The organism is Mucilaginibacter lappiensis, from assembly GCF_050433765.1.
GTDB classification, from domain to species: Bacteria; Bacteroidota; Bacteroidia; order Sphingobacteriales; family Sphingobacteriaceae; genus Mucilaginibacter; species Mucilaginibacter lappiensis_A.
On the sequence record NZ_JBNPWP010000006.1, the window covers coordinates 173,035 to 187,370 of the forward strand.

General features: G+C 41.7%; 11 protein-coding genes. 6 read left to right on the forward strand and 5 right to left on the reverse strand.

Annotated features, from left to right (window positions below):
- Positions 1-169: 169 nt before the first annotated feature.
- Positions 170-691 carry a tetratricopeptide repeat protein gene (locus M2273_RS19150; RefSeq protein WP_429399369.1) on the forward strand — a complete coding sequence of 174 codons (522 nt, stop codon included), beginning with the start codon at positions 170-172 and terminating at the stop codon, positions 689-691.
- A gap of 171 nt (positions 692-862) precedes the next feature.
- On the opposite strand, the gene M2273_RS19155 is transcribed toward M2273_RS19150, so the two are convergent.
- A complete protein-coding gene (locus tag M2273_RS19155) occupies positions 863-2,173 on the reverse strand; it encodes a PQQ-dependent sugar dehydrogenase (protein ID WP_429399370.1) in 1,311 nt (436 codons plus the stop codon).
- A gap of 284 nt (positions 2,174-2,457) precedes the next feature.
- Here M2273_RS19155 and M2273_RS19160 point away from each other — a divergent pair, with 284 nt between their 5' ends.
- The 3 genes from M2273_RS19160 (at position 2,458) to M2273_RS19170 (ending at position 5,753) form a co-directional block, all read left to right on the forward strand.
- Positions 2,458-3,216 (forward strand): hypothetical protein, encoded by a 759-nt coding sequence (locus M2273_RS19160; protein WP_429399371.1) that lies wholly within the window; start codon positions 2,458-2,460, stop codon positions 3,214-3,216.
- A 235-nt stretch (positions 3,217-3,451) separates the two neighbouring features.
- Positions 3,452-4,465, forward strand: coding sequence for a LacI family DNA-binding transcriptional regulator (locus M2273_RS19165; RefSeq protein WP_429399372.1), 1,014 nt, complete (start codon positions 3,452-3,454; stop codon positions 4,463-4,465).
- Between the two features lie 4 nt (positions 4,466-4,469).
- Complete coding sequence (locus M2273_RS19170) at positions 4,470-5,753, forward strand: serine hydrolase domain-containing protein (RefSeq protein ID WP_429399373.1); 1,284 nt, start codon at positions 4,470-4,472, stop codon at positions 5,751-5,753.
- 35 nt (positions 5,754-5,788) lie between these two features.
- Here the strand turns inward: M2273_RS19170 and M2273_RS19175 are convergent, their stop codons facing one another.
- From M2273_RS19175 to M2273_RS19190, 4 genes are all read right to left on the reverse strand, one after another.
- Positions 5,789-6,472 (reverse strand): arylesterase, encoded by a 684-nt coding sequence (locus tag M2273_RS19175; protein WP_429399374.1) that lies wholly within the window; start codon positions 6,470-6,472, stop codon positions 5,789-5,791.
- Positions 6,473-6,477: 5 nt separating this feature from the next.
- Positions 6,478-9,036, reverse strand: a complete 2,559-nt coding sequence (locus tag M2273_RS19180) for an ABC transporter permease (protein ID WP_429399375.1) — start codon at positions 9,034-9,036, stop codon at positions 6,478-6,480.
- Positions 9,037-9,042: 6 nt separating this feature from the next.
- The gene (locus M2273_RS19185; protein ID WP_429399376.1) at positions 9,043-9,732 is read right to left on the reverse strand and encodes an ABC transporter ATP-binding protein; all 690 of its coding nucleotides are present in this window, start codon (positions 9,730-9,732) and stop codon (positions 9,043-9,045) included.
- Between the two features lie 185 nt (positions 9,733-9,917).
- Positions 9,918-10,517, reverse strand: a complete 600-nt coding sequence (locus tag M2273_RS19190; RefSeq protein ID WP_429399377.1) for a GNAT family N-acetyltransferase — start codon at positions 10,515-10,517, stop codon at positions 9,918-9,920.
- A 181-nt stretch (positions 10,518-10,698) separates the two neighbouring features.
- Between M2273_RS19190 and M2273_RS19195 the strand changes: the two genes are divergently transcribed.
- On the forward strand, positions 10,699-12,453 hold the full coding sequence (locus M2273_RS19195; RefSeq protein WP_429399378.1) for an ABC transporter ATP-binding protein: 1,755 nt from the start codon (positions 10,699-10,701) through the stop codon (positions 12,451-12,453).
- A gap of 14 nt (positions 12,454-12,467) precedes the next feature.
- Positions 12,468-14,231 carry an ABC transporter ATP-binding protein gene (locus M2273_RS19200; protein WP_429399379.1) on the forward strand — a complete coding sequence of 588 codons (1,764 nt, stop codon included), beginning with the start codon at positions 12,468-12,470 and terminating at the stop codon, positions 14,229-14,231.
- The last annotated feature ends 105 nt before the right edge of the window (positions 14,232-14,336 follow it).

Sequence of the window (14,336 nt, forward strand, 5' to 3'; positions counted from 1 at the left end):
GCTTAAAAAATATGATGTGGCCCAAGGGGACACTGCAGAGGGGTTGTGCATCAATGATACTCTTCTCAAGTCCGGTATAGCAAACACCATTACCCGGACAGAATTTACATCATTATTATTTATTCAATTTAAAGTTTGTGTAAAGCAAGCTCAATACACTACAAAATTTATGGACACTTATTATACTATCGAAGAAAAGTATTTGCAGGCCGTTGATGAATTATCATTTGGAGAAACGCCTAAAGGACTTAATTTGCTGAACGAGATCATCAGCAATGATCCTTTATATGCCAGGGCACATTACCAGTTAGGCATTATATACTATTACGAAATAAAAGATTATCAAACAGCGGGTTACCATTTTAAAACCTGTATGGAACTGGAACCATCGTTTCCTGATAATTATACACATTATCTTGATCTGCTGGTGTTTTTGAATATGGAAAAACAGGTGGCAACCATATCTATCAAAGCTTTAAATACACCCGGGGCCGATGCCGCAGGGATCTACGATCTTTTGGGCCTGTTTTATGAAAAAAACAAGCAATGGACAAAAGCATTGGAAGCCTATCAAAAAGCGTTTATGGAAGTAACCGAAAATCTGGAAAAGACAGATATTGAACAAAGCCTGAAACGGGTGCGCTCAAAAATGCAGCAAACCCAGGCTTATACTTATCATATTACAGAGTAAAGCGTTGTACATGTATAGATAACCGCGTCATTGCGAGGAACGAAGCAATCTCCAATTAGCAGAGGGGCTCTGTATAGCATAGAGATTGCTTCGTTCCTCGCAATGACGCGTTTTATTAAAACAACAAAAGCGGGCTTTGAAGCCCGCTTTTGTTGTTTTAGCCTTTAGCCTTTATTTTTTATAAGTTATTTTGTAAATAGTTCCCTGGCTATCATCGGTTACATACAATGAACCGTCCGGGCCCTGGGCCAGTCCACAAGGGCGGTGTTCTGCACGGCCAGATGCAGTTTGTGCAGGAGTACCAGCAAAGCCATCAGCAAAAACTTCCCATTGGCCAGATGGTTTCCCATTCTGAAAAGGCTGAAATACCACAAAGTAACCAGCCTGTGGTTCAGGTGCGCGGTTCCATGAGCCATGAAAAGCTATAAAAGCCCCATTCTTGTATTTTTCAGGGAACTGGCTGCCGGTATAAAACAACAAACCGTTAGGGGCAAGGTGGCCCGGGTAAGCAGTTGCAGGGTCAATAGCGTCCTGTCCGCCTTCTTTTTTACCGTCGCCGCCATACTCAGGCATTAATATTTTTTTGTGTTGTTCCTGGTCGTAATACATATAAGGCCATCCGGCATTATCGCCTTTTTTAATGGCATACATACACTCGGCAGGTAAAATAGCCGATTGCTTGGTGGTAAACAGATCAGGGAACAGGTCATGCAATTGATCGCGACCGTGCTGCATTACAAAAAGCTGGTTGTTTTGCTGGTTCCAGTCCAAACCTACTACGTTACGCAAGCCTGTAGCATAACGTATCCCATCACCATAATGCTGGTTTAGCTTATCGGCCTTAAACTGCCAAATACCGCCTGCCGAATCTAAAATAGGACAGCCTTTTTGGCCCATCGAACCTTTTTTGCGGTCCTCAACCTGGCATGAGTTTGAGTAAGCACCAATATTAACGTACAGGTTGCCGTCATTATCAAGCGTAATGGCTTTTGCTTCGTGCTGGCGGCGGCTTAACAGGCCTGTAACAATTTTTTCGGGCTGATCAGGACTGATCACTTCATTTTGTGCATTCAGTTTATAACGAAAAACTTCCTCATCAGACGATGCATACAGGTAACCGTTTTTTACAAATACCCCTGTACCGTCATAAGTGCCAAAGCCGGTTTTTACGATTGCTTTATCACCTTCCTGGTGTAAAAATAAAATGCCTTTACCGTTTTTAGCCCGGTTTAGTTTTACATAAATATCGTTTTGAGGTGTTACGGCAATTTCGCGTGTTCCACCAAGTTTATCGGCAATAATGGCTGCATTAAAACCAGCAGGCAGCTTTAACCCGGCACCGCCATCGGCTATGGGGGTGGTAGTAGCCACCGTGTCCTGATTGTTATTGGCCGGTTCATTGCTTTTGCAGGCATTAAATACTATAAAGCCCGCTATTGCTACAATAGGTAGCAACACGGAACGTAATTTTCTATTTTTCATGGGATTTGATTAATGGTTATCAAATTAAATAAATATACAATGAATAAGGAAATCTGTTTGTAGCATTCCTATGACAAATTTATTTAACCCCAGAGGTTAGTATCAATAAGATAAACATATCATTTAGGTAAACTGATAGATCGAATACCAGTGAAATTAAATTCTTTAATTCATAGTAAAATTAGAAATTTAATTCCGTTTTAAAGCTGTTTGAGCAATTGCTGTTAAAATGGATTAAACTATTGTGGTATTGCGTCGTCATAACTGTATAAAATTTAACAATTATGAAGAAGTTAATCTTATTATCAGCAATAGCAGCAGGCGGGTTATTTTATACAAATAAGGCCGATGCGCAAATATCCATACACTTAGGCGTAAACATTCCTGTACACCGTGTTTATGTTCCTGCACCACGCCCTGTAGTGGTTGAAGAAGCCTCTGTATATGACGATGAAAATGTACAGGCTGATTATAATGACGATTATTATTACCTCCCCGAGGTAGAAGCTTATTATAGCGTTCCGAATCATTGCTATTATTATAATGATGGTAATAGCTGGGTAACAGCAACCTATTTGCCGGGCGCATACCGTAATTACGACTGGCGCAGTGCCGTAAGATATGAAGTACGCGCACCACGCCCTTACCTGCGCCATGATATTTACAGGTCAAGATGGGGTGGTTACACAGGCGACCGCAGTAACTGGGGCCATAGGTTCGACAGAAGATTTAATGGAGGATACGCTTATCAGAACCGTGATAACCGTAGCTGGGACAGAGGTAACCAAAACCGGGGCAACTGGGGCGGCAGATCAAATCAAAACGATAACCGCGACCGGGGTAACTGGGGGGGCAGATCAAACCAAAATGATAATAACAACCGCGGAAACTGGGGTGGCAGATCAAACCAAAATGATAATAACAACCGTGGTAACTGGGGCGGTCAGCACTCAGACAATCGCAACAATGGCGGACGTAACCACAACGACAATAACAATCAGCGCTTTGCCGAAAACCGCACAGGTTTTGGCGTACGCCACTAAGCCATGAGCTGATAATTTTATATTACTATTCTTTCCCTATATATATAAATGAAAAGGTCGCCTGTTATGGGCGATTTTTTTTGTTATTATTTACCAGTGTTTCCTGTATCGTTAACAAACACTACATAGTTACCTTGATTTAACTTATTATTTATAATATATAGCTTATTTATACCATAAAGGCTCTTTTGTGTTATCATTTATATCATATATTTGGATAAATAACATTAAAGATTTGAAGAAGAAACTATCTATTGTTGATATAGCCAATAGCCTGAACATATCTAAAACAACCGTTTCGTTTATTTTGAATGGACGAGCACGCGAAAAAAGAATAAGTGAGGAACTGGTTGAGCGTGTTTTAAAATATGTGAAAGAAGTTGGTTATAAACCAAATTCGCTGGCCAAAAGCTTGCGTACCGGCAAATCAAACATTATTGGTTTATTGGTACAGGACATATCAAATAACTTTTTTGCCTCTATTGCAAGACAAATTGAAGACCGTGCATATAAAAACGGCTATAAAATAATATACAGCAGTACTGATAACGATACACAAAAAACCCAGGAACTGATAGCCATGTTTCGTGACAGGCATGTTGACGGATATATCATTGTTCCGCCCGAAGGTATTGAAGAAGATATCAGCGCACTGATAAAAGATGGTCTGCCTGTGGTGTTGTTTGACAGGTATTTGCCAAAGGTGGAGACCGATTATGTGGTAGTTGATAATTTGTTCAGCACCTATAATGCCACCCGATACCTTATTGACAAAGGATATAAGAATATAGCTTTTATCAGCTTTAATTCGCAGCAAACGCAAATGGTTGACCGGTTTGAGGGTTATAAAAAAGCCATAAATGAAAGCAAACTGAAAACCTGCATTAAAGAAATTGATTTTCATCAGGATGAAAAACTGATAACTGAACCTATTTTAGCTTTCCTGAATGAGCACAAGGAAACTGATGCCATTCTGTTTGGAAATAACCACCTGGGAACCTGCGGCCTTAAAGTGATCAGAGAATTAGGAATAAAAGTTCCTGAAGAACTGGCCCTGATATCTTTTGATGATAACGTGGTTTTTGAACTGTGCAACCCGCCCGTAACTGCCATAGCACAACCCATTGATGATATTGCCGATAAAGTGATCACCATATTATTAAACAGGCTAAACACATCGGTAGAAGTTGAGGCTAAACAACATATTACATTACCAACCGATTTAAGGATCAGAAATTCTACCAGGTAATTTTATGATGAAGAAAAGCTTGCTTTTTTTATTATTTGTTGCCCTTAATTTTAGCGTTTTAGCACAAGGGAATGTTTTGCAAACTGGCAACCCGGTATCTGAAAAGTTTTCTATTGAAAGGTTACAGCGTATTGATAACCTGATTGAGCAAAACATTGATTCGGGATATATAAATGGGGCGGTGGGTTTGATAGCACGCAACGGGAAAATAGTTTATAATAAATCATTTGGTATTGCTGATGTGGAGCAAAAAAAGCTGATGAATAACGATAATATATTCCGCATAGCCTCGCAAACTAAAGCAATTACCAGTGTAGCAGTCATGATGCTTTTTGAAGAAGGCAGGTTTTTGCTTGACGATCCTATCTCCAAATACATACCGGCATTTGCGCATCCAAAGGTAATAGATCAGTATAATGAAAAAGACACCACTTACACCACTATACCTGCCAAAAGAGAAATAACAATCCGCGATCTGCTAACCCATACCTCGGGTATTGAGTATGCGCAGATCGGGTCACCCAAAATGAATGCTATATACGCCAAAGCAAGTATACCGGGGGGCTTTGTAAGTCAGAAAATATTACTGGCCGATGCGATGAACAAGTTAGGAAAAATGCCATTATTACATCAACCAGGCGAACGGTGGACCTATGGTTTAAATGTTGATGTATTGGGCTACCTGGTTGAAAAGGTATCAGGAAAAAGTTTAGACCAGTTTTTTAAAGAGCGGATCTTTGATCCGCTGGGGATGAAGGATACTTACTTTTATATACCTGCAGCCAAACAGAGCAGGTTAGTGACTGTTTATACCCCCGATAAACAGCAACACCTGATCAAATGGAACACTGCAACTTTCCCGCCATTAGATGTGGACTATCCTAAAGCGGCTGGTACTTATTTTTCGGGAGGCGCGGGTTTGAGTTCAACTATAAAAGATTACGCCATTTTTTTACAAATGATGCTGAATGGGGGAGTTTACAATGGACAGCGTTTGCTGGCCCGGCATACCGTGGAGCTGATGACCGAAAACCAGATCGGCGATCTGTATATTAACCCTGATAAGGATAAATTTGGATTAGGTTTTGGCATCATCACAAAAAACAGCTCGGCTAAACTGGGCATCAGTGAGGGCTCATTTGACTGGGGTGGTTTTTATGGAACACTTTACTGGGTAGATCCTAAAGAGCACCTGGTTTGCCTTCTTTTTATACAGAACTGGCCTTTACCTCATAATGCCATACAAGATAAATTCAGGGCATTGGTTTACCAGGCTTTAACAGATTAAAACAGGTGGTACCTAATAAAAATGAGATCTGCAAGTTATAATAGATCCTTTAAAACCACCCATACATTTTCGGCCACAACTTTGGCTCCCTTTGCGGTAGGATGAATACCATCGCCCTGGTTTAAATCAGGTACACCGCCAACACCCTGTAAAAGGAAAGGCACCAGTGCTGTATTGTTTTTAGCAGCAAGCGTTGGAAATACAGATTTGAATTTATTGGAATAGTCGGCACCCATATTTGGCGGTACCTGCATACCCAGCAGCACAATTTTTACATGTGGGTATTTAGCTTTTACTTTATCAATAATGCTTTGCAGGTTTTTATTGGTTTCGTTTACGGGGATGCCGCGCAGGCCATCGTTGGCGCCCAGTTCCAATATAAAAACATCTATCTTTTGTTTCAGGAGCCAGGCGATACGGCCGTTGCCACCGGCTGTTGTTTCGCCGCTTAAACCTGCATTAACCACCCGGTAAGGCAATTTCAGTGAGTCAATCTTATTCTTGATCACCCCCGGAAATGCGTCCGATGGGTCGTCAAGACCGTACCCGGCAGTCAGGCTATCCCCAAAAAACAAAACGGTTTTTGATGATGATGAATCTGCTTTAGCCGTAGCAGAGGTACTTTGAGAAGCTTCGTCCCCCGCAGGCTTCTTTTTTTCGCCGCAGGCTACCAAGGCCGTAACCGCAAATAGTATGAATGTTAACTTGAGTTTATGCATAACAATTAAGCGTTGGTCCTTAATATTTCAAGCGGCGGTTTATTTAAAACGCCCCTGCTATTTAACAAGCCAATGATAACGGTTAGTATGGATATAATGAAAAATAATATCACCGCTGGCAAATAACTCACAGTATAAGGTATTTCAAAGCTGTATTTAGCTAATAGCCAACTGCCCCCAAAAGCTATCAGTATGCCGGTCAGGGCTGATAAGCTTCCTAAAAACAGGTATTCCAAAGCAGTAATGGTGAAAATTTGTTTACGGCTTGCACCTAAAGTACGCAGCAAAACACTCTCTTGTATGCGCTGGTATTTGCTGATGCGTACCGATGCTATCAAAACCACAACACCGGTTATAATGCTGAACGCGCTCATGAAACGGATCACATAGCTTATTTTGCTCAGCAATTCATCCAATACACTTAAAATAAGGCCCAGATCAATGATCGAGACGTTAGGAAAGCTTCGTACAACGGCCCGCTGAAAAGTAGCTGATACATTGTTTGATGGTACATGGGTAAGCAATACCTGGAACTGCGGCGCATCCTCCAGTACACCAGTAGGAAAAACCACCTGGAAATTGGTTTGCACCTTACCCCAGTTTACTTTACGCACGCTGCTTACGTAAGCTGGCATTTGTACGCCCTGAACGTTAAACACTATTTTATCGCCAATTTTGAGATCGGCCCGTTTGGCCAGGTTTTCTTCAACCGATACCGGTATATCCTTGCCTGGTTCGGCTTTACCTATCCAGGTGCCGTCTGTTATTTTCTCTGATTCTGAGAGTGAATCACGAAAAGTTACCCGGTACTCATAGGCAAACACGCCATGAGAAATTTTTATGGTTGTATCTTTTTGCAGATCAGCCGCCGTTTTGCCCCTTACCTGTTCAATCCTCAGCGTTACAATAGGCACTTGCTGTATTACTGGTAATCCCTGTTTGCGGGTCAAGTTGGCAACCGCGTCTTTTTGACTGTTTTGTATATCAAACAATATCATGTTGGATTGATTGCCGCTAGATGAAAGCTGAACCTGCCCAATCAAAATGCTTTGGATAAAAAACAGGATGCATATAAACATGGTGCTTAACCCTATGGATACCATCAGGATAAGGGTTTGGTTATTGGGCCGGTATAAATTAGCAAAGCCTTGTCTCCACAAATAATTCCACGAACCATTAATAAACAGTTTCATTACCCGCATTAAAAGCCATGCTACGGCAGCCAATATCATAAAGGCTATCAATATTCCCAGCGTAAAGAAAAGGCTGCCTATCCAGCTATCCAGCTGTAAAAAGGTAAAACCTACAATAAACAGTATGATCAGTACGTAAACCAGCCAGCGCAAAGGATCACGTGAGAAGCCCGCATCATCAAATGATATGCGCAGGGTATTTAATGGTGATATATTACGGACCGATATGAGCGGTAATAATGCGAAAAGTATGGAAATGATAACGCCCAGTAAAATGCCCTGCCCAATGGCCATCCATGATATTTGTACGGATATGGTGAACGGCAAAAAATCTTTAAAGATCAAAGGCAGTAAATGCTGTATGGCTGTGCCCAAAGCTGCCCCGGTAACAGAACCTATGAGCCCGATGCCTACTATTTGGATCAGGTATATCAAAAATGCTTCGGAGGCTTTAACGCCCAAACAGCGCATAATAGCTATGGAGGCAATTTTTTCGCGCACATAAATGTGGACCGCACTGGCTACACCCACACAGCCCAGCAGCAAAGCAACAAAGCCAACCAACGATAAAAATCGGCTCAGATCGCCAAAGTTACGGCCGGTATTTTCCTTGCGGCTTTCAATGGTTTCGTACCTCATGCCTGCTTTATCAAGCACAGGATCAAGCTTTTTGGTGAGCCTGTTTATATTTACAGGTTTGGTGAACTTATAGTAAAAGTTATAGTTAATGCGACTGCCAATTTTTAACAAACCGGTTTGTTCCAGGTATTGCATGGGGATATAAACCACCGGCGCAATACCGGCAACAACACCGCTTTGGCCAGGCGCCCGGTTTAAAATGCCAGTAATTAAAAACAGACTATTGCCAATTTTAATAGAATCGCCTACATGGGCGTTAAATTGGAGCATCAGGGTTTTATCAACCAAAGCCATCTGGCCTTTTTTAAAGGATGTACCGGCCTGTACAGGAGTGGTTTCAATGGTGCCATAGTAGGGAAAATCGCCCTGCAATGCGCGTACCTGCACAAGCCTTGTGCCTTTGCTTTTTGGAAAATAGGCCATGGATGCAAAACTGCGCTCCTGCGATCTTTTATCGCCCAGCGAATCAAGCATTCGTTTTAAGGAAGCATCAGCCGGTCTGTTACCCGATATGGAAAGATCAGCACCAATCAGGGTGGCAGCCTGGCCGTTAATATCGTTTTGTACATTGTATTTGAAGGCATAAATAGCCACCAAAGCAGCAATCCCAAACACAATGGCTGATATGAAGAGGAACAATCTTGAGCGGTTTTTGCGGCTGTCGCGCCAGGCCATGTTAAACAGCCAGCGTACATTCATTTTTCGTTTATAATTAACAGAACCGGTTTCCATAGCAGCCTATCCGTTAATTGTTTTTTCGTCTGATACCAGCTTGCCGCCCCTTATCCTGATGATGCGCTGGGTTTTTGCGGCCAGCTCCAGATCATGCGTTACCATAACCAGTGTAGTGCCTGCTTCTTTATTAAGGTCGAAGATCAGCTTTACTACCTTTTCGCTTGTTTCAGCATCAAGGTTACCGGTAGGCTCATCGGCAAATAATATTTTTGGCGCGTTCGAAAAAGCGCGTGCCAGCGATACCCGCTGCTGCTCGCCGCCTGATAGCTGAGAAGGGTAGTGGTGCCCGCGGTCGGCCAGGCCAACTTTATCAAGCAGATCAAGCGCCCTTGATCTGATGTTTTTTTCGTTACGCAGCTCAAGCGGAACCATGACGTTCTCCAGCGCGGTTAGGGTAGGCAGGAGCTGAAAATTTTGAAATATAAAACCTACATACTGGTTACGTACCTGCGCGCGCTGATCCTCGGTTAAATTACTCAGGTTAATGCTGTTTAATTCCACCGAACCCGAACTGGAACGGTCAAGCCCGGCGCACAGCCCCAGCAAGGTTGTTTTGCCGCTGCCCGATGGCCCCACAATAGCATTGGTTGAGCCGGCAGCAATGGCGAAGTTAATATTGTTAAGTACCGTAAGCATACGGCCGGCACTATGATAAGTTTTACTCAGATCTGAAATATTCAGTATAGTTTCCAAACGATATAAGTTTTACGGTATAGATGCATCCACGCCCGATTTGTTACCACGCAGGCTTGCATAAATATCCAAGTATTATGCCATTTACAGCAGAAACCATGAATGTATTTTAATTTAATGACATTGCCGTGTGATTATGATTGCCAACCTTATAATCTTTGTAATCCGGGGATGCTATTACACACTTACAGCTTAGCCTTCAGACGTTCCCTAACTTCTTGTTCCCATTCGGGCTGCAAAATGCTTAATATGATGGAGTCGCGGCGGGTGCCATCTTCAATAGGCGCATGGCTCCTTAAAATGCCCTCTACTTTGCAGCCGAGACTCTTCATGGCGGCTATGCTGCGTTCGTTCCGGGCATCGGCCCTAAATTCAACCCGTTTCATGTTTAGCGTTTCAAAAGCGAATTGCAGCAGTAAAAACTTACAATGCTTGTTTAAGCCTGTTCCCCTAAATTTTTCGCCATACCAGGTATAACCAAGCTGTAGGCTTTCATATTGTGGTTGTATATCGTAAAAACGGGTGCAGCCCGCATATTGCCCGGTCTTTTTATCATAAACAATAAAAGGATATTCCTTGCCAGATTCTCTTGCTTTTAATGCAGCATCGATGTAATTGCGCATGCCATCGTGACCTTTGGCACTTGTTAAAGAAAACCCCCATGTATCAGGTTCATTAAGGGCAAAAGGTAATAAGTTTTCAAAATCATCAGCTTTTAACGGTCTTAACAGTACCTGGTCATCCTCTAAAATATAATTAGCTTCGGGATTGAATATTGAAGTCATTTTGGTAATTTTTTTAAAACTACAAAATGTTTTACTTTCTCAATCGTCATCATTTATAATGGTGTATTTTTGACAATAGCTTTTAATACAATTTATTACATTTACTAAGCCAATAGCCCTTACATTAATATATTTCATAATTTGTTGAAACATCCGCAACGGGTGTTTATCTAAATAAAACATGCAAACAGACGATCCCAAAAAAATAAATAAAAAGCCACCCGGTATTTTTAGCCTGCTAAAACCTTATATGGGCCTGGTTACCTTACTATTATTATTTGCCTTGATAAGTAATAGCATGAACTTGTGGCTGCCCAAGATAATTGCCAATGGTATTGATGATTACGCCAAACAACACTTTGTGTTTAACGATATTATTAAAAAGTTTTCGTTGGTGGTGTTGCTTGTTTTTATTTTCAGCTACCTGCAAACTATTATTCAAACGTATGCATCTGAACGTGTGGCGCGTGATCTGCGGTCAAAACTCTCCGATAAAATATCAAGGCAAAGCTATGCTTTCATAGAGCAGGCTAACCCATCAAAGCTATTAACCAACCTCACAGCCGATGTTGATTCCATCAAGCTGTTTGTATCACAGGCGTTGGTATCCATTGTGTCATCTCTGTTTATTATCATTGGGGCCAGTATATTATTGTTTACTATTAACTGGCGGCTGGCCCTGGCGGTGGTTGCCATTATCCCTATTATTGGTGGCACATTCTTTTATGTTTTAAAAAAGGTACGCGCCTTGTTTATAAAAAGCCGCGGGGTTATTGATCAGTTAAACAAAGTAATTAACGAGAGTATCCTGGGTGCCGCGCTTATCCGTGTCATTAATTCGCAGCAACTGGAGTATCATAAGTTTTTGCAGGCCAATACCCAGGCCAAAGATTATGGCCTTAGGATATTGGGCTTTTTTGCTGGGCTAATTCCCATTGTAACGTTTACCTCCAATATAGCCGCTTTAACTATTTTAGTGATGGGCGGGCATTTTGTAATTAGCGGCAATATGAGCCTGGGTAATTTTGCAGCATTTAACAGCTACCTGTCGTTGCTCATATTTCCGATATTTATATTGGGATTTATGAGCAACCTGATAGCGCAGGCTTCCGCATCATTTACCCGCATCAGCACTGTTTTAGATGCACCCGATATTACCGCAGCCGGCGAATTAAAAGAAACCCTGCGCGGCGATATTGAATTAAGCGATGTATCTGTTATTTATGGTCAAAAACCAGCGCTTAAAAACATATCCTTAGCAGTATCAGCAGGTTCAAAAATTGCAGTTATAGGTCCAACAGCAGCTGGTAAAACCCAGTTGCTTTATTTGTTGACTAATCTGATTAATCCTACCTCGGGATCGGTACTTTACGATGGCCGCCATATCGGCGATTATAACAGCGAATCGTTCCATAGCCAGGTAGGGTTTGTTTTTCAGGACAGCATTATTTTTAATATGAGCATTCGTGAAAATATTGCCTTTAGCGATACGGTTACCGATGAATCATTGGAAAAAGCTATTGATACGGCAGAGCTTCGGGATTTTATCAGCAGTTTGCCCGATCAGTTAAACACTATCGTATCCGAACGCGGATCGAGCCTTTCGGGCGGACAAAAGCAGCGCATTATGCTGGCCCGTGCACTGGCTGTTAACCCTAAGGTTTTATTGCTGGATGATTTTACCGCCAGGGTTGATGCCAATACCGAGAAAAAAATACTGGGCAATATTCAAAAAAACTATCCAGGGTTAACCCTGATATCTGTTACGCAAAAAATTGCCTCGGTTGAGCATTACGACCAGATCATACTGCTGATGCAGGGCGAAATTGTGGCCCGCGGTATTCATGATGATCTGATGCATACCAGCACCGATTATGTACAGATATTTAACTCGCAGCAAAGCACCAGTAATTACGAACAGGGCATTGCTCATTAAAAAAATACTCATCAATGATGAATTACGATCTGAATAAGCTTAGTAATACACAGCAAAAGACTTCAACACTTGCCGGGCTTAGAAAGCTGCTGCAATTAATAGCGCACGAAAAACGAACCCTTATACTTGCTTTAATCGCGATATTGATCAACTCCACCCTGAATTTATTGGGTCCGTTTATTATTGGGCATACCATTGATAAATATGTGCAGCACAAGGATTATAGCGGGGTGATCCACAACGCTATATTATTGCTTTGTATGTATTTGGTTGCCCTTTTTACCAGCTTTAAACAAACCACGTTAATGGGGGGCGTAGGGCAGCGTATGTTGTTTACCCTGCGTAACTCTATATTTAATAAGTTACAGCAGTTGCCGGTAGGGTTTTTTAACCAGAATAAAGCTGGCGACCTGATATCAAGGGTAAACAATGATACAGATAAACTAAACCAGTTTTTTTCACAATCACTGATGCAGTTTATTGGTAATATATCTACCATGGTTGGGGCGGGTATATTTTTAATTCTCATTAACATCAAACTGGGTGCCGCTACGCTTTCGCCGGCTGTGCTTATTCTATTGCTTACACTTGTTTTATCGCCCTGGATAAAAAGAAAAAATGCCCTGAACCTGAAAAGTACGGGAGGGATGAGTGCCGAGATACAGGAAAGCCTGCATAATTTTAAAGTGATCATTGCCTTTAACCGCCGCGATTATTTCAGGAAACGCTTTGATATAGCCAATCGTGAAAATTACAAAACAGCTATTGGTGCCGGTTTGGCCAACAATATTTTTGTACCGGTTTATGGCCTGTTTGCAAGCATAGCGCAACTGATAGTGCTGGCCTTTGGTATTTATTTGATTACCATAGGGCAGTTTTCCATTGGCTTACTGGTTAGTTACTTATCATATTCCACCTATTTTTATAATCCTTTAAGGCAATTGGCTGCACTATGGACCAACTTTCAACTGGCTATGGCCGGTTGGGACAGGATATCGCAAATATTGTCGCTCGAAACAGATCTGCCAGTAATAGAAGGCGGCATAGCCGAAGATACAACCACACTATTGGAATTCAGGAATGTGCATTTTAGTTATGACGAGGACAGGGAGATATTGCATAACATCTGTTTTAAACTGGAGCATGGCAAAACGTACGCGCTGGTTGGCCCAACCGGAGGCGGTAAAACCACTACAGCCTCATTAATTGCAAGGTTATATGACCCATCAAAAGGTTTGGTTTTGCTTGATGGTAAAGATATCAGGAGCTACAGCCCAGAAGAGCGCAGCCAAAAGATAGGGTTTATTTTACAGGAGCCATTTTTGTTTACCGGTACAGTTAAGGAAAATATTTTATACGGTAATGATCTGTATAAAGACCATACCAATGAGCAGTTGGAAAAAGTAATTTTAGATGCCAATTTAGGCAGCCTGCTGGCCATTTTTGAAAGCGGACTAGAAACCAACGTGCTTTCGGGCGGCGATAGCATAAGTCTGGGGCAAAAGCAGCTGATAGCGTTTATGCGGGCGGTATTGCGCAATCCGGAGATATTGATACTTGATGAGGCTACCGCCAACATTGATACTATTACAGAACAATTATTAAGCGATATTTTAAATAAACTGCCCGATACTACCACACGGGTTATCATAGCCCACCGCTTAAATACTATTGAAAATGCCGACGAAATATTTTTTGTAAACTCAGGTGAGGTAAGTCGTGCCGGTTCATTAAACGATGCTATGGATATGTTACTGCAGGGCAAACGGGTTAGTTAAAGGCATAAGTTGATCCAAGTAGATACAATCTTTACAAAACACTAAACTTTTGTTAAATAGTTGTCTGATCAACACTAAATAATTGCATAATTATTTTTACACTTG